The following is a 24,024-nucleotide window of genomic DNA, read 5'->3' on the forward strand; positions in this document are numbered from 1 at the left end:
GGTTCAGAGATGGGTTAGAAATCTTTTAGAGCGTATTCAGCTATGCAAGCAAGACGCGCGTACGAAAGGGTTTGCACGAATCTGCGCAGCACATAGGCTGGGATGCTAATCCCAGCTTCCACACGGCATCCCGATGCTGGGATTGTCATCCCAGCCTACGACAGGGAGGGAGCAAGTACTCGCCGCTTTCTATCTTGTGGTGACCGGCCGCCCCCACGACGAAGGCGCATCGCCAAGACGGAACTCGAGTACCCCGCCCTTCCTCACCCGGTCGAAATCCATCCAAGTCGACGTCAAGGCGGTGCCGTTGAGCGTAACGCCCTGGACGTAAGTGGAACCCGCGTGGCTGGCGTCGATCTGCAGGGTTTTGCCGTCGGCAAGCCGGATGGTCACATGACTGAAGAGTGGCGTGGCCAGCGTGAAGCCTGGGACGGCGGGGACTTCCGGATACAGTCCAAGCGCAGCCCACACGAACCAGCCGGAAGTGGCGCCTTCGTCGTCATTGCCCGGCAGCCCCGACGCCGCGGTGGTGAACTGTTCGTTGATGATTCGACGTACGAGAGCCTGCGTCTTGTCCGGCCGGCTCGTCCAGTTGTAGAGCCATGGCGTCGCAAACGACGGCTCATTGCCGATCCATAAGTGCGGGCTGCGCGAGCCGGCATTCAAGTAGGCGTTGAAGGTGTCGAGTCTAGGTAGTACTGCGGCGTCGCCGCCCAGGGCGCTGATCAATCCGGGAATGTCAAACGGTATCATCCAGGTGTATTGCTCGACATTCCCTTCGACCTCATCGTATGAGGTCGCTACCCAGTTGCCGTTGCGATTGCGATCGGACAGGCGCGCTGGCGTCGTGCCCGACGCGGGGTGGATGACATGCTTCCAATTTGTCGACCGCGCCAGCATTTTCGCGGCATCCGTGGCGTCGCCGAGTGCCAGTGCGTAACGGGAGATTGCGTAGTCAGTGGTCGCGTATTCAAGCGTCGTCGACGCAGTGCCGCCGTTGTGGCTGCTATCGATCCGAATGTTCGCATCGGCGGGCAGATAACCAAGCTGCTGGTACAAATTGAGCCCAGGCAGCGCGACTACGTTACGGCACGTCGTGGCGGCGCCGGAGGCCGTGCGGAGCATGATTGACAAGGCCTTTTGCGTGTCGAAGCCGGTGGCGCCGTACATGTAGCTCTGCGCAACGACGATCGGCACGTTGTCGCCCGGCATGACATCGCTGCTAGTGTTGCCTTCCACCCATTTGGGAAAGGCCCCGCCGCAGGTGTCGGCATCGTCGACGAGCGACTGCATCATGTCGCTGGCTGCAGCTGGCTTGAGCCAGGCAATCAGAGGCATCAGCGAGCGATAGGTGTCCCAGCTCGAGAACGTGGTGTAGTGCACATGGCCGGCACCTACGCGGGCTATCTTGCCGTTCATGGCCGAATAGTCGCCATTGACGTCGCTGAATACGCTTGGGGCGAGCAGCGCGTGATAGAGAGCTGTATAGAATTTCTTGAGGTTGTCCGCATTGCCACCCGCCACCTCGATCACATTGAGTTCGCGGTTCCATGTGGCATCGGCTTGTTTCGCAATTTGATCGAAACTGCGTGCCCCGCTCTCCTGCTGCAGGTTGTCTTTTGCGTTCTGGATACTGACGTATGAGACGCCAACTTTCATGTTTACCGTCAACGGCGCATCAGGCTTCGACGCGAACGTGAGCAATGCATTGCCGGCGGACAGTTTCGGGGTGAATGGCTGGTCGAGCTTGGCGTAGAAGTAGATCTTGTACGTCTGCCCGTCGTCGCAGAAGTTGCCGCCGACCATCGAGCCGGACAATGCCCTTGGATCGTTCGGATCGATCGCGACCGTACCGCCCTGCGACGACGCATCGGTCTTAACCGTTATGTTGAGCTGGCCGGCCTGACCGGCAGGCCAGGCGAAGCGTCCGGCGCCGCTGCGCAGCGTCGCGGTGAGTTCTACGCGGATACCATTATCGAGTGTTACGCCGTAGTAGCCAGGCCTTGCCGTTTCATTGGCATGCTTGAACGGCACCGCGCCGGCTTGCCCTGCAACGGTTGGCAATATTGGCAGGGCGCCGCCACCACTGCAGCCAACCCCGCTCAGGTGGGTGAGGCTGAAGCCGGTGATGCTCGTCTGGCTGTAGTGATAGCCCGGTGGGCTCCAGCCATTTGGCACGGAAGGTGTATCGGGGCCCCATTGCACCATGCCTGCAGGCAGCGTTGCGGCAGGCGCCGTGAAGCCACCGCCCAGGTTTTCCGGTGATGGCTGGGTCTTCGCGATGGCGGGGACGAGGGGTGGCGACTGGTCCGTACCGATCATCGGATCGACGTATTGCGTCAGCGCCAGGTCCTGTTTGCCGGTCGGACTGCTGGCATATCCCGTGTTCAACAACGTGGCCATTACGGCGCCCCATACCCAGCATGCATGCTTCATCACTTGGCTTCTCTTCTTGTTGCGGCGGTCGCAATATTGCAGACACCCGCTCCATTTGAACACTGCCATGGTGCGTAGGCTGGGATGCCAATCCCAGCATCCTGATGCTGGGATTGGCATCCCAGCCTACAAATTACGCGTGCAGTTTGCTGGTCAGCACACGGCCGATGGGTGCGCGCACCTCGTGATCGAGCATGCTGAAGTGATCGGCGGGCACATCGTGGATTTCGATACGGCCGGTGACGTAAGGCACCCAGGTGTCGACGGAGGGCGTCCACTGCCCTTCCGGCACGATTGCCGCACGGAAGAACAGCAGGTCGCCCTTGAACGCGCGAGGTTCGAAGGTGGAAGCCAATGCGCTGCTGCGCTCGAACGAACGCAGCATGCGTGCGATGGTCGGTCGATCGTCCGCTGGCAGGCTACCTTTGGCGACCAGGCTATCCAGCAGTTGGTGGTGGTCATCGACCTCGTCCGGCGTCAGGGCTTCGCTCACCCCGAAGCCTGACAGGATGCTCTTGACCGCGTTGTGCCTGATCGATTGCGTATGGCGCGCTGCCACCGCGTCACTCAAGGTCACGCCCCCCATCGGGTAGGCATCGAGGATGACCAGGGTGTCCACGCCCTCCCCCTCCGCCTGCAAGGCGGTGGCGATGGCATGCGCCAGCAGGCCGCCGATGGACCAACCCAGCAGATGGTAAGGGCCCTGCAGCTGGATGCGACGAATTTCCGCCACGTAATGGCGCACTTCATCCTCGATAGTCAAATACGGCGCATGACCGCCGGCCTCGGGCGGCTGCAAGCCGTAGATCGGGCAATCGGCAGCTATATGGCTGACCAGGCCCGCGTAGCACCAAGATAAATTGCCGCCCGGCGGCAGACAGAACAACGGAGGTTTCGCGCCAGCCGTACGCAGTGGCAACAAGGTCTGCGCATGGGAGGCTCGACGCAGCTGCAGTGCAAGGCCCGCCACGGTCGGCGCTTCGAACAGTGCACGCACAGGCAATTCGATACCGAGTGCGACACGAATCCGGCTTACCAGGCGCATCACCAGCAGCGAATGACCGCCTAGATCGAAAAAGTTGTCGTCGATACCCACCCGCGGCAAACCGAGCACTTCGGCGAATAGTTCCACCAGCACCTGCTCCTGCGGGTGGCGTGGCGCACGATAGTGTTCGCCGGAGAAGTCCGGCGCGGGCAAGGCCTGGCGATCCAGCTTGCCATTGACGGTCAGCGGCAAGCTGTCGAGCAGCACGATGGCCGATGGCAGCATGTATTCGGGCAACTGCTCGGTGGCATAACGGCGAAGTTCGGCGAGCTGGTCGAAATTGGCGGGATCGTTCGCGCAGGTCGCCAATTCGCGCCGCGTAGCCATGGGCCGATAGAGCCCGTCCAGCGCAAAGGAGGCCGGCAGTTGCGTAGCATCGGCGAACACCGCGTCCATACCGCCATCGCCGGAATTGCTCCATGTCAGCCAGACGCGATAGCCCGCCTGCCCGCCCAAAGCATGGAACACTTCCGGCTCAATCCCAGCATCGACACTCAGTCCACTCGGTGCGCCGGCCTGCAAGGCGCGGTGGGCTGCCCACTCTTGTGCCAGGCGCGCATTGGGAATCTGCTCGACGCGAAGGCTGGGTGTTTGCCGCTCACGCAGCAGCGTGGCCAGCACTTCGATGCTGCCCAGTTCCGCCCAGCTGCGCCGTGGTGTATCGACAAATGACAGCACCCGCGCCGGGCCTTTGCGCAGCACCACTTCATAGCGGTAGCGAGTAAGTTCGTTAGCGGCACGTCCGCGCTTGAGTTGGATATCCACCGCGGCAATGGCGGGGTACCTGGCCGGTAATGAGGTAAAGAACTCCGGTGCCAGCAGCAATTCTTTCTCCGCCAGTACGCTTTGCCGCACGCGCCGGCGCAACTCGTCCGCCGTGGTTCCGGGCGCAGCCCGGAAGTTCTCCACCGCGCAGGCGAAGCTTGCCAGCAGGTCAAGATGGCGCACGTCGCCAAGGTAGAGGGTGCCGCCTGGCGCGAGCCTGTCCAGGGCTTTGCCGATCACTTCCAGCAGGTACGCTGCGCTGGGGAAATACTGCGAGACCGAGTTGATCACCACTGTGTCGAAATAGGCATCCGGCAAGCCATCAGCCACGTGCGCATGCTGTACGCGCAACGACACGCGATCACGCAAGTCAGGGCGATGGTGCAACTGCTGCCGCAAGGCCGCGATGGTAGGAGCGGAGAAGTCCGTTCCCCAATAGGCTTCGCACTGGCCCGCAAGCTGTGCCAGCAGCAACCCGCTACCGACACCGATCTCCAGCAACCGGCGCGGCCGCAGCATGGCGATACGCGCCACGGTCGCCGCTCGCCACTCACGCATCTCATCCAGTGAGATGGGCTCGCCGCTATAACTGCTTTGCCAGCCGCTGAAGTTCTCGCCAAAAGGCAACTGCACGGCATCGTCGTACAGCTTGTCGTAAATACCTTGCCACTCGTCGACCTGGCCTTGCTCCTGCGCCGCGTTGCGCTGCCCGTCATCGGAGTGGCTAAGCACTACGTAACCAACTAACTGCTTGCCGCCGGATGGATCGTCGCGCACCACCACAGCCGCCTGAGCCACTGCCGAGTGACGCCGCAGCACGGCCGCAACCTCGTCCGGCTCGATGCGAAAACCGCGGATCTTCACCTGATGATCGGTGCGCCCCATGAAATCCAGCGCGCCATCGGCGCGCCAGCGCACCAGGTCGCCGGTGCGATACAGGCGCTCGCCGTGATCGAACGGGCTGGCCACGAAGCGCTCCGCAGTCTGTCTTGCCCGCCCCTGGTAGCCACGCGCAAGGCCGGTGCCGGCAAGGTACAACTCACCGGGTACACCCACGGGCACGCACTGCAGTGCCTGATCGAGTACGTAAGCACGCGTGTTGTCCATGGGCGCGCCGATCGGCGTACCCAGTTCGGCGCGGTAAGGTGCACGCAGCGCGAGCGCTGTAGCGAAGGTGGTGGTTTCGGTGGGGCCGTAGACGTGCATCAAGGTGATGCCGGGGTGCTGGTCGAGCACAGCACGAAATGCCGAAGGGTCGGCCGCTTCACCGCCGGTCCAAACCTCGCTCACCCCGGCAAAACAAGCCGGCCGCTCCTGGGCCAGCAGGCCGAACAAGGCAGTGGTCAGGAATAGCGCACTCACGTGATGCAGCACGATAGCTCGCGCCAACAGGTCCACGTCCGCATCGCCAGGCGGCGCGATGGCAATCCGCGCGCCGCTGAGCAAAGGCACCCACACTTCATAGGTGGAGGCATCGAACGCATGCGGGGAGTGCATCAGCACACAGCGTTGCCCTCCGTTTTGGAAACGCCGATCGCTGGCCAGCGCTACGACCGCTTGCTGGCTCACCGCCACGCCTTTGGGCAAACCCGTGGAGCCGGAGGTATACATCACGTAGGTGAGCTGCTCGGGATTCGCCGCTGGGGGTATCCAGGAGGAAGCGTCGGGATCAGGCGCACCGAGGTCGAGCTGATCGATGCGTATTGTTGGGATAGAAAACCCGCTGACACGTGTCTCGATCACCTGGTCCGCGATCAGCACGGCGGCGCCGGTTTCGCGCAGGATCAGCGCAAGCCGCGAATCCGGATAGGCGCTATGCAACGGCACATAGAAACCGCCAGCCTTGATGACGGCAAGCAGCGACACCACCAGCGCCGGCGAGCGTTGCTGCAGCAGAGCCACACCGCGCTCCGGCCCAATGCCGTGCACAACCAACTGCCTCGCCAGACGCGTGGCCTGATGGTCTAGCTGGGCATAGGTGAGTGAACCTGCCTCCGACGTGACCGCAACTGCACCCGGGTGGCTGGCAACCCGCTGCGCGAACAAGCGCGCAAGATCAGGCACCGGCAGCTCACATGCGGTGTCGTTCCAGTCGAGCAGGAGTTGTCGGCGCTCATCGGGATGGAGCAGATCGATGGCGCCGATGGCGCGGTGCGGGTCAAGCGCGATCACTTCCAACAGGCTGACCCAGCGTTGCGCCAAACCCTGTACCGTCGCGCGGTCGAACAGATCCGAGGCGTACTCCACCTCGCCATCCAGGCCTTCCTGATTGGCCCGTTCGGCCAAGGCGAAGAACAGGTCGAACTTGGCCGCACGCGTGCCCGTAGCTTCGAGACTGGCCTCCAAGCCGGCAAACGCAAAGTCGGGCATGCCCTGGTTCTGCAAGGCCAGCGTCACCTGAAACAAAGGATGGTGCGCAGTGGATCGTGACGGATTGATCAGCTCCACCAGTCGCTCGAAAGGCGCATCCTGGTGGGCGTAAGCCTCCAAGGCGCGCTCACGCACACGCGCAAGTAACGTGACGAAATCCGGATCGCCCGAGGTATCGGCGCGCAGCACCCAGGTGTTGACGAAAAAACCGACCAGGTCGGTTAGCGCATCGTCCATGCGCCCGGCCAACGGACTGCCCAGCGGGATATCTGTGCCGGCACCCAAGCGAGTCAGCAAGGCCGCCAAGCTCGCTTGCAGTACCATCGACAAGGTGGCGCCGTGTGCCTGCGCCAAATCCGCCAATCGTCGATGCAGCGACGCATCGATGCCGAAGCCAAGGCAGTCACCGTGATAACTCGCCACGTTCGGTCGTGGGCGATCACTTGGCAAGGCGAGCTGCTCCGGCAAGCCAGCCAGCGCCTCTTTCCAATAGCCGAACTGACGGCTGATCAGGCTGTCCGGGTCGCCCTCATCGCCGAACAGTTCGCGCTGCCACAGCGCATAGTCGGCGTACTGCACGGGCAATGGGCCCCAATCGGGCGCGCGGCGCACCAGACGCGCAGCATAGGCACGCCCCAGGTCGCGCGCCAAGGGTGTCATCGAAGAGCCGTCGCCTGCGATGTGATGCAGCAGGAACAGGCAGACATGCTGCTGCTCGTCCAAGCGCAGCAGCTCCACGCGCAAAGGCAGCTCCGCGCCCAGGTCGAAGCAGTAACCGGCCGCCTCCCCCAGCGCGGCAGCAAGCGCCGCTTCGCTGTCGACGCGGGTCACATGGAGCACCGGCAACGCTTTCTCGACCGAAACAATGCGTTGCTCAGGCTCGCCTTCGCATTCATCGATCATGGTGCGCAAGCTTTCGTGGCGCGCAAGCAAATCCGCTACCGCCTGACGCAGCGCATCCACGTCCAAGGGTCCGCGCAAGCGCAAGGCCAGAGGGATGTTGTAGGTTGCGCTAGGGCCTTCGAAGCGATGAATGAACCATAGCCGGCGCTGCGCATAGGAGAGCGGGATACGTGCCGGCCTGGCCTTGGGCTGCAACGCCTGCCTGAGCACGCCACGCCCATGCAGCCGTCGCGACAACGCCAGTACAGTAGGCGCCTCGAACAGCGCCCGGATCGGCAACTCCAGCTGCAGCACCGTGCGAATGCGGCTGACCAGCCGTGTCGCCAGCAAGGAATGCCCGCCCAGATCAAAAAAGTTTTCATCGATGCCGACACGCTCGAGCCCGAGCACCTCGGCGAACAAGGCGGCCAAGGCGCTTTCCTGCGCATTGCGTGGCAAACGCTGGTCGCGAGCCCGATACGCTGGTGCCGGCAAAGCCGCGCGATCGAGTTTGCCATTGGCAGTCAGCGGCAGCGCGGCCAGTTCGACCACGGCCGTCGGCACCATGTACTCAGGCAACTTGTCGCTTAATTGGCGACGCCACGCGTCACCCCTTCCCTCTTTGCTATCGGCCGCCAAGTTGCCGACGGCATAGCCCACCAATTGGCGCTCGCCCGGACGATCTTCGCGCAGCACCACCACAGCTTGGGCGACGCCCGGCAGGCTGAGCAGCGCAGCCTCGATCTCAGCTGGCTCGATGCGAAAACCGCGAAGTTTCAGTTGCCGGTCGATGCGATCGAGATAATCGAGCTGTCCATCGTCGCGCCAACGAACGCGGTCGCCGCTGCGATACATGCGCTCGCCAACCACGAACGGATCGGCCACGAAACGTTGCGCGCTCAATGCCACGCCATGCAAATACCCCATGGCCAACCCCCGGCCCGCGATGTAAAGCTCGCCAGCCACGCCTACGGGCACGGCTTGCAGATTGTCGTCGAGCACATAAAGCCGCGTGCCCGCAACCGGGCGCCCGATCGGCGCCGAGGCGCCGCGTAACGGCTCGCTGAGACTTGCGCACACGCTCGACTCGGTAGGGCCATAAGCGTTGACTATGCGGCGCCCACGCGACCAGCGCTCGGCCAGTGCGGGTGCGAAGGCTTCGCCGCCGGCCGCCAGCATCAGTGAGGTCGGTAGCGCCTCGGGCTCCAGGGTCTCCAGCAGCGCAGGTGGAATCACCGCATGCTCGATCGCCTGGTCGCGCAGCGTTTGGGCCAGTTCCTCGCCGGTCAGCGGACCAGGGGGCGGCAAGACCAGGCAGCCGCCATAGGCGAAGGCAGCGACCAGCTCCCACACCGAAGCATCGAAGCTGCACGAGGCCAGCTGCAGCACACGCAGCGGCATCGCAGGGAGGAATCGGCGCTGACTCGCAGCCAGGCTGGCCAGGCCCTGATGCGTCATCACCACACCTTTGGGGCGACCGGTGGAGCCGGAGGTATAAATCACATACGCGGGCAAGCCCGGATGGCGGCGCCCAGCGATGTCGGCGCCCGTCGGATTGTCATTGCCGTAACCGACTTCGTCTTCGTGCATGGCCATCGCGAGCACGCCAGGATCGAGGCCATCGATGGCGCGGCCGGCATGGAGCAGGCGCGTTGGGCGAGCATCGGCAAGCATCGAGTTGAGGCGCGTGACGGGATAGTTGATATCCAGCGACAAGTACGCCGCGCCGCATTTGAGTATCGCCAACCACGCCACCACCAGTTCGATCGAGCGCGGCACCGCGACAGCAACGATGTCGCCAGCCGCCACGCCTTCGGCCAGCAAGCGGCGAGCCAGTCGGTTGGCACGCGCATTCAGGGCGCCGTAGCTGAGTTCGTGCGCTTCATCGATGGCCGCTATGGCATCGGGAGATTGCCGTGCGTGGCGCTCGAACGTATCGGCAAAGTGTTCAGAGGTGATCGCCTCGCCACCGGCGTGACCATAGCGCATGACCTGTTGCCTGGCTGCATCGCCGAGTGGTGGGATGCTGCGCACAGCCAAATCTGCGGGTTCGGTCATTGCCTGCAACACGCGCGCATAGCAATCGGCATAGCGCTTGAACGTTGCCGTGTCATAGCTGTCCAGATGCCCGCTGATCCAGCCGGATAAGCCGTCTTCCGAGCCCTGGAAGTTCACCTGCAAGCCGAAGCTGTTGTCGCCGCCGCCATGACCATCCATGCGATCCATGGACATGTGGGCATGCTCATGCGCCTGGAAGTTGGTGTAGTTGAACACCACACCCAGGCGTTTGCGCTGCCCTAGGTCTTCCATGATGCGCGCCAAGGGATAGTGCCGGTGTGGTGTTACATCGCGCTCTGCCTCCAAGACGCGCCGGATCAGCTCGTCCCAGCGCTCACCCTGTATGCGCAGGCGGAAAGGCACGGCATTGAGAAAAAGGCCGATCAGCCTGTCGCCATCAGCCACTTCGGGGCGGCCATGCATGACTAGGGCGGTCACGATGTCGCCGCTCCCGCAGATCGCACTCAATGCGGCCATGTGCGCCGCGAGCAGCACCGTTTTCAGCGGCGCCCTCACCTGTCGGGCAAGCGCGTGTAGCGCAGCAGCAGTGCTTTCGTCGATGCCCAGTGACACCGTGTGGGTAAGCGCCTTGGAGGTCGCCTCTGTCTGCGGCAGCGAACGCAAGGGTTCGGACGGTTCGGCGCCCTCCAGCCATTGCTGCCAAAACGTGCGACTGGCTATGGAAGCCATGGCTTGGCGTTCCAGCGCGATGTAGTCGCGGTAGCGCGCCGACAGTGGCGTCTCCGGTAAGGACGTGCCTTCCAGCTGCGCGCGATAACGCCGCACCAGCTCGGCCACCAGGCTGGCCTCGCTCCAGCCGTCGATGATGGCGTGGTGGCAGGTCAGCGCGAGATGGAAGCGGCGCTCGCCAAGATGGTGCGCGTGCATGCGCAGCAGCGGCACGGCGTGTTGGTCGAAGGCGCGCAAGCCTTCGCCACTCATCCAGGCTTGCAGCGACGCCTGCTGCGCGTCGGGCGACAAGCCGGCAAGATCGCTTTCGGAAAGGGGGATCTCGACCTGCGCATGCACTAGCTGCAGCGGTTCGCTGTAGCCATCCAACATGAAACGGGTGCGCAATATTTCGTGACGGCGACTCAAGGCGTCGAGCGTCGCCCGCAATGCGCGCATATCCAGCGGTAGGTCGATCACCAGGCCCGTGCAGGCCCGGTAAAGCGTGGTGTCATGGTCGTATTCGCCATGGAAAAACATGCCTAGCTGCAATTGACTGAGCGGATAGGCATCCACCACATCGGCCGGCAGGTGTTGACGGTCGGCCGACGATAACCAGGCGTATGGCGCCGTGCTGGCTGCGATGTCGGCGTGGGAGAAGCTGGCTACCGCGGCCAGCGCCGCCACGCTTTGGTGATCGAATAGTTGCGCCAGTTCAAACCCGATGCCGCTGGCTTGCGCCTTCACCTTCAGTTGCAAGGCCAGGATCGAGTCGCCGCCGAGGTCGAAGAAGCTTTGCTCGATGCCGACCGCGGTCAAGCCCAGCACCTGCGCGAACAAGTTGGTCAGCGCTTGCTCGCGATGATTGCGCGGCAAAGAGCCTGCCTCCATCACCTCGAACATCGGTGCGGGCAGCGCCTTGCGATCAAGCTTGCCATTGGGTGTCACCGGCAATGCCGCGAGGCCGACGATCGCAGCAGGCACCATATAGTCGGGCAGCTGACCGGCGAGCGTTTCACGTAACGAGACGATATTTAACTCTTCGTTGGGCACGACATAGGCCACCAGCTGGCGATGGCCGGGCCGGGCCTCGCGCACGATCGCCGCAGCCTGCGCGACACCCGGCAGCCGCAACAGATGGGCCTCGATTTCGCCCAACTCGATGCGAAAGCCGCGCAGCTTCACTTGCTGGTCGGCACGGCCGACATAGTCGAGCTGGCCATCGGCACGCCAACGCCCGAGGTCGCCAGTGCGATACATGCGTTCGCCCGGCGCGCCAAAGGGACAGGCGATGAAGCGCTGTGCAGTGAGTCCCGCTCGGCGCAGATAGCCGCGCGCCAGGCCGGGGCCGGCGATGTACAACTCGCCCGTGACACCTTGCGGTACCGGCTGAAGCCGGTCGTCGAGTACGTAGACCCGCGCATTGAACAGCGGGCTGCCGATGGTCGGCGTACCCTCTTCGTGCAGCGCGCCGCTGAGCGTTGCGCCTACCGTTCCTTCGGTGGGGCCGTAGGAGTTGAACAACTGCACTTGCTGGTGCCAACGTTGCACCAACGACGGTGGGCAGGCCTCCCCCGCCACGACCAGCTTGATGCCTTCCGGCAAGCCGTACTCGGACAGCAAGCCCAGGACGGTCGGCGTCAATGCCAGATGGGTAATCCCCTCGCGCACCAGCAGCGCGGCCAGCGCGGGACCCGGTTGCAATTGCACAGGTGGAGCGAGCACCAGGCAGGCACCCGACAGCACCCCCATGCACAACTCCCAGAACGCGGCATCGAAACTGGCCGAAGCCAACTGCAAGACTTTCGCACCCGGACCCACGCCAAGCTGCCGTACCTGGCAGGCCAGCAGATGAGGGATGCCCTGGTGCGTCACCGCCACGCCTTTGGGCTGCCCGGTGGAACCGGAGGTGTAAATCACATACGCCAGATGCGCGGGGCGCAACTCGATCGATGGCGGTGTTGCCGGTTGCGTATTGATCCACGAACGCTGCGCATCGATCAGCAAGTCCTGCCGCCCTGCTTGCGCAGGCAGGCGTTCCACCAGCATCGCGGTACTCAACAACACGGGCGCACCCGCATCGCCGAGCATGTAGGCGAGCCGTTCGGCGGGATACTCCGGATCCAACGGCAGATAGGCACCGCCAGCCTTCATCACCGCGAGCAGGCCTACCACCAGATCGAGCGAGCGTGGCAGGCAGACGCCGACCACAACATCGGGCCCCACACCCAGCTCACGTAGCGCATGGGCAAGTTGATTGGAGCGCGCATCGAGCTCGGCGTAGCTGAGGCTCGTTTCATCAAAGACGATCGCATTAGCGTCCGGCGTTGCCGCAACGCTGGCGCTAAACAACTGGGGCAAAGTGGCCTCGGGCACCGGCAACGCGGTGTCGTTCCACTCCACCAATACCTGTCGCCGCTGCTCGGGGCTATCGACCTCGATAGCGCCCAGGTGCACGTCCGGATCGTTGGAGACCGTCTCCAGCAAGCGCAGCAGCCGCTCGCCATGGCGTATGACGCTGTCGCGCTCAAACAGATCGTGGGCGAACTCGATTACGCAGGTCATGCCATCCGGCGTGCCGTCAGGCCGAAACTGCTCGATGAAATTGAAGCCGAGGTCGCAGGTCACGGTGTCAAGCTCAAGCTGCTCTTGGCGCACCGCCAGGCCAGCCAGCGCCCAGGCAGCGTAAGTTTCCGTTTCCAGCGAAAGCTTGACTTGGAACAAAGGGTGGTGCGCGCTTGAACGCACGGGATTGACCAACTCGACCAAGCGTTCGAACGGCAGGTTCTGGTGCGTATAAGCCTGTAAATCCGTTTCGCGCGTCCGCGCCAGCAGCGTGCGGAAGCTCGGGTTTCCGGAGGTGTCCAGGCGCAGCACCAATAGGTTGACGAAGAAGCCGACCAGTTCTTCCAGCGCTTCGTCATTGCGCCCGGAGATGGCCGATCCCAGCACAATGTCGTTGCCGCCACCCAGTCGCGACAGCAGCGCAGCCACTGCCGCATGCAACAGCATGAACAGGCTGGCTTGGCCTTCGCGCGCCAAGACCGACAGATGCTGATGCAGCGGCGCGCCGATCGGGAACGTGACCTGCCCGCCACGATGGCCGGGTGTGGACGGCCTGGCGTGGTCGGTGGGCAGTTGTGCCAACTCGGGCGAGTCGGCCATGGCGGACATCCAATAGGCGATATCACTGGCTATCTCGCTATCCGCTGCGCTCTCTTCAGCCATCCATTCGCGCTGCCACAGGCTGTAGTCGGCGTATTGCACGGGTAGCGGCTGCCAACCTGGCGCCCTACTCTCGCAACGCGCGGCGTATGCGGCTTGCAGGTCGCGTCCTAGCGGTGCCCATGACCAGCCATCGCTGGCAATGTGGTGCATCAGCAGGCATAACACATGACGCTCGGCGCCCAGCGCAAACAAGGTGGCGCGAAGAGGTATCTCCCGCGTCAGATCGAAGCGATGGGTCGCGGCGGCGAACAACGCCGACTCAAGCGTGTCGGCCGACAGCTGTACCCGATCAAACACCAGCTTCGCGTCATCGGCATCGAGCACGATTTGTCGTGCTACACCGTCATCGTCTGCAAACACGGTGCGAAGGCTTTCGTGCCGGGCAACTACATCGCCGAGTGCCAGCGCCAACGCATCTGCGTTCAGGGGGCCGTCCAAGTGCAGCACGATCGGCATGTTGTAGAGACTGCCGGGCCCTTCCAGCCGATGCAGAAACCACAGGCGCTGTTGCGCGAACGATAAGGGAATTACGTCACTCATTCGCCACCCCGCATCGGGCGCAGCGGCTTGCGGGTGATCCGGCCGGCCTGTGGCAAATGCAGTGCAAGTTCTGCAACGGTTGGCGCCTCAAACAGCGTGCGTATCGACAACTCCACCTTTAGCCCGGAGCGGATCCGGCTGATCAGCCGGGTAGCCAGCAGCGAATGACCGCCAAGATCGAAGAAACTGTCTTGCGTGCCGACGCGTTCCAGGCCCAACACTTCGGCGAACAGGCCCGCCAAGGCATGCTCCTCCGGCGTCGCGGGCACACTTTCGCTTTCTGACCGGAACACCGGTGCAGGCAAGGCGCGCTGATCCAGCTTGCCGTTGATCGTCAGCGGCAAGGCATCCAGCAGCACCACGGCCGCGGGCACCATGTACTCCGGCATGGTTCCGGCAAGCGCGCGACGCAAGGTCGCGACGTTCAGAGCAGATCCCTGCGCAGCGACCGCATACGCCACCAATTGCGGCTGGCCTGGCTGATCCTCCCGCACGATCACGGCGGCCTGCCCGACACCTGGTTGCCTGGCCAAGACGGCCTCGATCTCGCCCAACTCGACACGGTGGCCACGGATCTTCACCTGATGGTCGGTACGCCCCACATAGATCAGCTGGCCATCTTCACGCCAACGTACGCGGTCGCCAGTGCGATACATACGCTGCCCCGGCGGCCCGAATGGGCTGGCGACAAAACGCTGCGCGGTAAGCGCCGCGCGCTTCAAGTAACCGCGCGCCAGGCCGGTGCCGGCGATGTATAGCTCGCCGGGTACGCCGACCGGTACTGGCCGCAAAGCATCGTCCAGCACGTAGACGCAGGTGTTATCCAGCGGTCCACCGATCGCTATCGGCGCATCGCTCACTGGAGCGCGCACGCGATAACAGGTAGCGAAGGTGGTGGTTTCCGTCGGGCCGTACACATTGACCGCATCGATGTGCGGATAGCGCGCCAACAATTGGCGAAACACACGTGGCACGGCGGCCTCGCCACCGCTCCATACAGTGCGCACGTTGCTCAGGCAGTCGCCATGCTCCTCCACCAGCCATCGAAACAAGGCCGTGGTGATGAAAAGCGCGCTGACTTGATGCCGGGCAATAGTGTCTGCAAGCACCGGCAGATCGGTTCGCCCCGGTGGCGCCAGTATCACGTGCTGGCCGCTCAGCAACGGTACCCAGGTTTCGTAAGTGCAGGCATCGAACACCTGCGGCGAATGCATCAGCACGCGCTGCTGTGCGCCATCGCGCCAACGACGATCCCACGCCAACTCCACCACATTGCGATGGCTCACCGCGATGCCCTTGGGCGCGCCGGTAGAGCCCGAGGTGTAGATCACATACGCCAGGTGGTCTGGATGGAACGCGATGGGCGGGGCGCTCTGCGGCAAGTCGCCGATAGCCTCGCCACAGTCATCGAACGTGAGCGAGGTGACACCGCACAAGCGCAGTCGTGCGACATGCTCGGCCTGGGTTATCACCAGCTGCGCTGATGTCTCCTCCAGCATGAGGGACAAGCGTGCCCCGGGGTAGCTCGGGTCCAGCGGCAGATACGCACCACCCGCCTTGAGAATAGCCAGCATGGCGACGAGCTGATCGAGCGAGCGCTCCATGCACAGACCCACCATCTGGTCCGCCCCAACGCCGAGCGAACGCAGGTAATGCGCCAACTGATTGGCGCGCGCGTCCAACTCACGATAGCTCAGCGTGCTGGCACCCTGGCTGGCCGCCGGCGCGTCGGGCGTGTGTGCGGCCTGCGCGCCGAACAGTGCGGGTACGGTGGCGTTGGGAACGGCATGGGTCGTGTCGTTCCATGTCTGCAATAGCGTGTGACGCTCTTGCGCAGTCAGCAGCTCGATATCGGCAAGCGAGCGATCAGGCTGCGCCATCACCTGCGCAAGCAGATGCCGCAGACTGTCCGCGAAACGCTGCACCGTGCTGCGGTCGAACAGCTCGGTGGCGTACTCCAATTGCAGGGCCAGGCCATTGGGCCTGCCGGCCGTGTCGAACAACTCGGTGAACTCGAAAGTCAGGTCGTACTTGGCCGTTTCGGTCACCACAAAACTTGCCTGCGCCGACAAGCCGGGAACCTCGAACAACGCATCCCGATTGTTCTGCAGGATCACCGCCACCTGGAACAAGGGATGCCGCGACGTGGCACGCCCGGGGTTGACGATGTCCACCATGCGCTCGAAAGGCAGCTCCTGGTGAGCATAGGCGTCCAGGTCGGCGTCACGCACGCGCGTCAGCAGCTGACGGAAGCTGGGCCGCCCGGAAACATCGGTGCGCAACACCAACAGATTGACGAAGAAGCCCACCAGGTCATGGAGTGCTTCATCGCTGCGCCCCGCTACCGGCGTGCCTAGCGGCAGATCCTCCCCCGCCCCGAGCTTGAACAACAACGCGGAGACCAAGGCATGCACGCCCATGAACAAGCTGCCGCGCGCATCGCGCGCCAACTGGCGCAACGGGCTTGCCAGGGACTCGTCCCATCGCGCCTGCACCGTCGCGCCATGTTGGCTGGCGCGCGCTGGTCGAGGCCGATCGAACGGGAGATCCAGCTGTTCGGGCAGGCCAACCAAGCAGCGCTTCCAGTACGCGACTAGTTGTGCGACATCGCTGTCTGGGGTATCTGCCTGCGTCATCCACTCACGCTGCCACAGGCTATAGTCGGCGTACTGCACCGGCAGCGGCGTCCATGCGGGGGCATGACCGCCTTGCCGCGCCGCATAGGCTTGCGCAAGATCTCGCAGCATCGGCGCCCATGACCATCCATCGCTGGCGATGTGATGGACCACCAGCAACAACACGTGTTGTTGCGGTGCTAGTCGATACAGCATCGCGCGCAACGGGCTCTCCCGCTCCAGGTCGAAGCGACGGCTATGGAAACGCCGCATGGCGTCGTCCAGCTCCGCCTCCGCCTGGTCGGCAGTGCTCAAGACCACTGCCGCACGCTCGCACGGCAAGACGACCTGGTAACCGGCGCCCTCTTCGTCAGTGAAGCAAGTGCGCAAGCTTTCATGCCGCGATAGCAAATCGGACAAAGCGGCCTGCAGGGCAGACGCATCCAGGGGGCCAGTCAGGTGCAAGGCCATCGGGACGTTGAAGGCAATGCCAGGGCCATCCAGCTTGCCGAGAAACCACAGGCGCTGCTGCGCGAATGACATCGGGATCATGGGAGAGGCTGCTCGGTGGATCGCATGGGCCGCAACGGCGCACGCGTCGCGCGTGGGGCCTGATCAAGTTGCGGCGCCAGCGCGGCGACGGTGGGTGTTTCGAACAGGGCACGTACTGGCAGCTCCGCGCCGCAGGCCTGCCGCACCAGGGCAACCAGGCGCATCGCCAACAAGGAGTGCCCACCCAACTCGAAGAAGCTGTCATCGATGCCGACGCGATCCAAGCCAAGCACCTCGGCAAACAATCCCGCCAGTAAGCTTTCCTGCGGCGTGCTTGGCTCGCGGCTATCCTGCCGGCTCAACTCCGGCGCCGGCAACGCCGCGCGATCGAGTTTGCCGTTGGCGTTCAACGGCATGCTCGGCAGCACCACGATGGCGGCGGGGATCATCGGTGCGGGCAAACGCTCTGCAAGATAGGATCTGAGCGTGGCGGCCAATGCGCGCGCGCCACGCCCGTGATCAAGGCGATTGGCATAATTGCTGGGCGGTAGCGGGATGGGATGATCAGTGCGATAGACGTCCGTCAATGCCTGCGTTTGTTCGGCGAAGAACACGGCATCGAAACGATCGTCCTGCCCTACCCTCGCCCAAGTCGTGACCACCTGGTAACCGAGGCGATGGGCAAGGCCGTGCAAGTCTTCCGGGTCCACGCCCGGTATCCCCGCCTGGGGAACAAGGCTACGCGTTAGCACATCATGGCCAGATTCCCACACCGCTCGCATCGCCGCGATTTCGTCCGACAGCCGTGCGTTGGGTAGGCCACTTACCCGCAGCGTTGGTGGCTTCTTGCTTTGAAGATAAGTGGCGATCTGTTCCAGCGAGTCTACGTGCTGTGACCAAACCAACTCGGCACCCTCTACAAGGGAGACAGGCGACGCTCCGCGTTTATGCAGCACCACATCATAGCGATGACGGGTCAGCTCATTATGGCAACGGCCCCGCTTGAGCTGGATATCCACGCCTGCAAGGCCGTCGATCCATGCCGGCAGCGCGGCGAAGAATTCGGGATCGAGCAACAGCTCGTTTTCCAGAGCAAGCTCCTGCTCTACCGCGCGACGCGTTTCACCGACGCTATGCCGTGCGGTCTCGGCACGCTGCCACGCGATGGCCGTGGCAAAGCAACGCAGCAAGCGCAGGCTGCGGATATCGCCCAGATAAATGCGCCCGCCGGGTGCCAGCAGCTCCACGCATAGCCGCAAGACGCCAAGCAGATAGTCCACTCCCGGGAAATACATCACCACCGAATTGATAATGATGGTGTCGAAATGCTCCCGCGGCAGGCCATCGCCATCGTGCGCCGGTTGATGGCGCAAATGCACGCGATCGCGTAGCGCCGGCTGGCGTGCTACGCGATCGCGCAGTGAATCGATGACCGGTCGCGAAAAGTCCGTACCCCAGTAGCTCTGGCAATGCGGCGCCACCTGCCACATGACCAGACCGGTGCCAACACCTAGCTCCAGCACGTGGCCCGGTTGCATGGCCAGCACGCGATCGACCGTCGCCTGGCGCCACTCACGCATATGCTCAAGCGCGATCGGCGTGCCGTCGTAACTGCTGTTCCATCCGGTGAAATCTTCTTCACCCGCCAGCTCGGCCTGGTCCGCATAGAAGCGATCGTGCAGGTGTTGCCACTCGCTGACGTGCGCCACCTCAGCGACTTCATCGGGTGACTCCAGTGCAGGCTGTCGCTGCGCGACGTAGCCGATCAATTGTGGTTGGCCGGGGCGATCTTCGCGCAACACCAGCGCCGCCTGGGCTACCTCAGGATGACGCAGCAGACAGGCTTCGATCTCACCCGGCTCGATGCGCAAGCCGTGCCATTTGATTTGCTGGTCAGCACGACCGACAAAACTGATACAGCCAGCCTGGCGCCGCACCCGGTCGCCACTGCGATACATGCGCGAGCCAGGTGGTCCATAGGGATCGGCGACGAAACGTTTGCTGCTCAATGCCGCGCGATGCAAATACCCGCGCGCGAGACCTGGGCCAGCGAGGTACAGCTCGCCTTCTTCGCCGTCGGCCACCTGCCTCAGCGCTTCGTCCAGCACATAAACGCGTGCCTCTCGCACCGGCTCGCCCAGTGGCACGCGCGAGCTCTCGTCGCCATCCAGCGGCGCGGAAATCAAGGCGTCCACCGTGATCTCGGTAGGACCGTAGGCGTTGATAAGGCGGCGCCCCGTCGACCATGTCTTTGCCAATTGGGGTGGGCAGGTTTCACCACCCACCACCAAGGTGCGCACACCAGGCAATGAGTCGTGCGCCATGGTCGCCAGCAAGCTGGGTGGCAAGGCCAAATGGGTGATGCGTTGGCGCTGGCACGTCTGCACCAGCGCCGGGCCGGGCACCAAGTCGCTCGCCCGCGCCAGCACCAGACAGGCACCGAGACCGAGCGCCATGCCGATTTCCGCAAACGAGGCATCGAAGTTCAGCGAAGCGAACTGCAACACGCGACTATCCGCATTGATCCGCAGGCGGTCCCGATAGCTGCACAACAACGGCCCGACACCGGCATGCGTGATCGCCACACCCTTGGGTACACCGGTGGAACCGGAGGTATACAGCACGTAGGCAATCTGCAATGGCTGAAACGCCCTTTGCACCGCTGGCCCTACCTGCCTGGGCTGCGCAGCGATGGTGGCAACCACATCCGCGTCACCCAGATAAACAGTGCGTGCAGCTGATATCTCCACGCCCGCATCGCGCGAACTGAGTACAAGTAGCGGCGCTGCATCGCGCAGCATGCTTTCCAGGCGGTGCCGGGGATAGTCGGGGTCCAGGGGCAGATAGGCCGCCCCCGTTTTCAGCACGGCAAGCACAGCCACGATGGCGTCGACCGAACGAGGCAAGGCAATGCCAATCAGCCGCTCCGGTGCAGCGCCCTGCTCCACCAGCCAATGCGCGAATTGATTGGCGCGGGCATTGAGCTCGGCGTACGTCAGTTGCTCGTCGCCCAGGCACAGGGCGACGGCATCTGGCGCACGCGCTGCGTGCGCTTCGAAAAGCTGCGTCAACCTAACGCTGTCATCGACAGCACGACCGACGCTTTCGGCGGCCGTCGACGGCACGCCTGTCTCGTGAATGTTGTGCACGACCCCTCCATCCGTGCAAAGGCACAATGAGCCGATGGCGCCGCAGGCGCCATGCATCACGTTATGCTTAGGCTTCTGCTGTCGACGCCAAGGCCTCAATGAGGCTGCGCGGGCGCATGTCTTGCCAATTTTCCTCGACGTAGTCGAGACACGACCGGCGTGCCTCCGGTCCAAATACCGGCTCCCAGCCTGCGGGAATCTGCGCGAATTGCGGCCAGAGCGAATGCTGGCCTTCATGGTTGACCAAGACGAAGAAACTCTGCTCTTCGTTATCGAAGGGGTTCGTCATGACGCTTGCCTCTTTTGATATCCCTGTCGTGCGTGTCATCCGATACTTGAGCGGACACTACGCGAAGATCTATTGCATTCTCTTGCGCATGCATGTAGGGCTACATGCCAGCACCGAATGCAGGCGCGGAGATTAGGCAGAGGCAGGTTAAGACGGCGTAGACAACAAAAAGAGCTGCGTTAGGGGTATTTGTATAACTAATTGCTTTTATTGAAATTTAATTGCCGCAGTCGTGCTGACTATGCGGAGCAGACGCAAAAATTCATACCGAAGTCGTTTCAGGGCGTAAGCCACCACCCCTCATCCAAGTTCCTGCGCAAGTCCAATGAGCAGCCCTTCAGGGCCTCGGATATAGCAGAGCCGATAAGCGTCTTTATACTGAACCACTTCGCCCACAAGCTGCGCACCACGCTTGCTGAGTCGCTCAAGCGTCTCGTCAATGTCGTCCACGGTAAACATGACGCGCAGGTAGCCTAGCGCGTTCACCGGAGCGTTCCGATGATCCGCAACGACAGGCGGCGTGAGAAACCGGGAGAGCTCGAGTCGGCTGTGGCCATCCGGCGTACACATCATGGCTATCTCGACGCACTGATCGCCAAGCCCAGTGACCCGTCCGGCCCATTCCCCTTCGATCGTGGCCCGCCCTTCGAGCTCCAGGCCGAGTTCGCGAAAGAAAGCGATCGTCGTTTCCAGGTCATCGACGACGATGCCTACGTTGTCCATCCGTTTGAGCGCCATGAGCCCAATCTACAAGGCAATCCTATTTCCGACAACGGACCGTGGGGCAACGCATCTTGGCGGCCAATGCTGCATGAGTTCGATGTAGCGCACACGCATCGCAAATGTGGAATCTTCTCCTGCAACAAGAGCTGCCAGGGAGCGTCGCTTTTCAATCCATTGGCGATTGCTCAGGCGATTCATCAGCACGCAATCTCCCGGCGCCTCTCCATGCGCCATTGGACTCAACAAAACAATGCGCAGCCATAACCGGGTAACACCCGGATGACAGGCCGTATGCATGTTCCAGCTTGAAACGCGCCGGCGATTGAGTGGCGCCATTGCCCTTCCGAATTACTGCAAGACGTAGTGCGCGACCGTTTCCCTACCCTGTTTATCCACCTATGAAAACAAATTTCATACTTGATCTTGTCAGCCGCCTGCGCCTATGCTGCCAGCGCCCCTCGACAGGAATCGAAGGCTTTTCGTCGAGTTGCCATCGAGCAAATCGGTAGAGCCCCAAGCTTCGACATCCTGCGTACCCGGCCAGGGTGCCAGGGGATTTACGCCGAATCATGACGAAATCATCGCAGCGGGAAGCCGCGATAGCGCGGTGCCTGGCTGGAATCGAAAGGTCTCATTGGGTTCGGTTGTCCCCATTGATGGTGAAGGAGGTGCTTTGAGCTCAGTCGTCACTGCAAAGAAGTAAATCGACGCGGGGAAGGTTTTTCTACGCATTCACGTCCACTCGACCAGCTGCGGAAAGCAGGCACTGGGGCGTGCAGTCTTGCGCATTTTTTTTCCGGGTTCATGGGCGTCACATTCACAACCCGCGGCCACGCTTCGTAAATACCGCGCTGAAGAGCAATCCCGCTCCGGTGCATACGCAGCCAACTTCAGAAGGGAGTTCGTGTTATGCGGAAAAAGTGTGCTTTAGCTGTGGCCGTCCTGGCCGGCATCCTGGTGAACGCAGCGCCTCTTGGCGCGAAGGCGGCAACGACCACCGCCTCGACAACCAATGTGCTGTCCAATATTCCGCAGTTTGGTATCTACAACTCGTCGATGCCGGCCAATTATTCGCCGCCAGCGGGCGTGGTGATGATCTATACGAACGGGACGTGGTATTCGCTTGCAAAACTGACCACGACACAGCAACAGGAGCTTGGATCGGATCTTTCAGCAAAGCTCACCTACTTTGCCGGGTGCGATAATTACGATCGCAATGGCGGACTGGTTTTCCTGGCCATGCCCAATGGGCATCAGCCGACAGCGGCCGATATCGCCAGCAGCAGTACGGAAATGGCCCATTTCCAGACCACCTTCAACGATTACACGCAAGCGTATCCGACCTACGTCTTTCCGTTGATAAGCATCCAGCAATACGCAGCTTTTCTCGCCGATACTACGCACGACATCTGGGTAGGCATTTCCGGTGGCGCCAATCCCTACAACGGCGACGTATGCCAGGACAGCAACGGCAACATCAATCCTTCCACACCGGTTGCCTCCTACCCGACCGGCCTCACCAAGGCGCAAGGCCAGGCGATCTACGCAGCATCCGGCTTCGCCTATTCCCTGGACCTGAGCTGGACACAAGCGCCAGTCACGGCCAATGCGGATGCGGTCGTCACGGCCGTTGCCACGGTAAAGACGGGCGCGTCAACCTCCACCAACGTGCCGCTCTCCTACTATCAATACGGAAACAGCAGCTACGCAACGCTTCCGATCGCCGGCACGATCACCGTACCCGCACCCGGTAATGGTGCATCGACCGTTACCGGCACGATCACGGTGACCATCGACAGCCACGGACCGAATGCGGAATATTTCTACAACACGCCAAATACGCTGAAGATCAATGGCGTTCCTGTAGGCGCATCGTTCAGCACGCTCGCGGAGTGTTCGGCCTACGCCAATTCCACCATCAATCCTGGCAATCCGTACCTGGACGCACCGCCGAACACAAGGAACTGGTGCAACGGGTCGTCCATCAGGCCCACGCCTGCTGACACGTCCGCGCCCATGACCTCGGTGGTGATTCCCAACGTTACGCTCAATAGCGGCTCCAATACCTTTGAACTGGATCTGGGAGCGGCCACCGCGCCCTCCTACGGATCAGGGGTCTATACGCCGGGTAGCGGCGACTACTACCTGACGTCCATCAACTTTGCACCGTCAGCAACCGGCGCGACCAGTCCGCCCCCTACGGCGGTCGATCTTTCCAGCTACTTCAATGTAAATGGCATTTATACCGACGGCACGTCGTTCAGTACCGGCGGATTGGATAGCGACGGCTATGCTTATTCGTCGCAGGCATTGGGGACATCCCTGACGTTCAACGGGCAGTCCTTTGCGCTTGGTGCTGCCAACTCGCCGGATGCTGCTTCCGGCGGAACCATCACGCTACCTGCCGGGCAGTTTTCAACGCTCTCACTGCTGGGGACGGGCATCAATGGCAACCAGGTTTCCCAGAACTTTATCGTCACCTACACGGATGGCTCTTCCACGACGTTCACGCAAAGCGTGAGTGACTGGTACACGCCACAACAATATGCCGGGGAAGCGGTTGCGGCGGCGACCGCTTATCGCGACGCCTATAACGGCACCCAAGAAAACCAGACCTTCAACCTTTACGGATATTCGTTCAATTTAAACAAGTCAAAATCAGTCAAGAGCATCCAGCTGCCTGCCAACAGGAATGTGGTCATTCTTGGCATGGGCCTGCAACCCTGACAAGTTGCTGGAAGCGGTAGATATTCGGCGCGCGGA

The 24,024-nt window shown here is 62.5% G+C and carries 7 protein-coding genes; 1 reads left to right on the forward strand and 6 read right to left on the reverse strand.

From position 1 onward, the window contains the following. Positions 1-189: 189 nt before the first annotated feature. The 6 genes from QQJ96_RS13420 to QQJ96_RS13445 all read right to left on the reverse strand — a co-directional run bounded on the left by QQJ96_RS13420 (position 190) and on the right by QQJ96_RS13445 (position 21,276). Positions 190-2,403 carry a GH92 family glycosyl hydrolase gene (locus QQJ96_RS13420; protein ID WP_284332516.1) on the reverse strand — a complete coding sequence of 738 codons (2,214 nt, stop codon included), beginning with the start codon at positions 2,401-2,403 and terminating at the stop codon, positions 190-192. A gap of 166 nt (positions 2,404-2,569) precedes the next feature. Then, positions 2,570-13,993, reverse strand: coding sequence for a non-ribosomal peptide synthetase (locus QQJ96_RS13425; protein ID WP_284332517.1), 11,424 nt, complete (start codon positions 13,991-13,993; stop codon positions 2,570-2,572). After that, complete coding sequence (locus QQJ96_RS13430; protein WP_284332518.1) at positions 13,990-17,160, reverse strand: non-ribosomal peptide synthetase; 3,171 nt, start codon at positions 17,158-17,160, stop codon at positions 13,990-13,992. The genes QQJ96_RS13425 and QQJ96_RS13430 overlap by 4 nt, the downstream gene beginning before the upstream one ends. Next, complete coding sequence (locus tag QQJ96_RS13435; RefSeq protein WP_284332519.1) at positions 17,157-20,249, reverse strand: amino acid adenylation domain-containing protein; 3,093 nt, start codon at positions 20,247-20,249, stop codon at positions 17,157-17,159. Before QQJ96_RS13435 ends, QQJ96_RS13430 begins: the two co-directional genes overlap by 4 nt. Positions 20,250-20,316: 67 nt before the next feature. Further along, positions 20,317-20,538: an MbtH family protein gene (locus QQJ96_RS13440; RefSeq protein ID WP_284332520.1), complete on the reverse strand. Its 222-nt coding sequence runs from the start codon at positions 20,536-20,538 to the stop codon at positions 20,317-20,319. A gap of 300 nt (positions 20,539-20,838) precedes the next feature. Next, a complete protein-coding gene (locus QQJ96_RS13445) occupies positions 20,839-21,276 on the reverse strand; it encodes a VOC family protein (RefSeq protein WP_284332521.1) in 438 nt (145 codons plus the stop codon). Between the two features lie 894 nt (positions 21,277-22,170). Between QQJ96_RS13445 and QQJ96_RS13450 the strand changes: the two genes are divergently transcribed. After that, entirely contained in the window at positions 22,171-23,988 is a 1,818-nt protein-coding gene (locus QQJ96_RS13450) for a hypothetical protein (protein WP_284332522.1), read from the forward strand. The last annotated feature ends 36 nt before the right edge of the window (positions 23,989-24,024 follow it).

This window comes from Dyella flagellata, assembly GCF_030160275.1.
GTDB classification, from domain to species: Bacteria; Pseudomonadota; Gammaproteobacteria; order Xanthomonadales; family Rhodanobacteraceae; genus Dyella_B; species Dyella_B flagellata.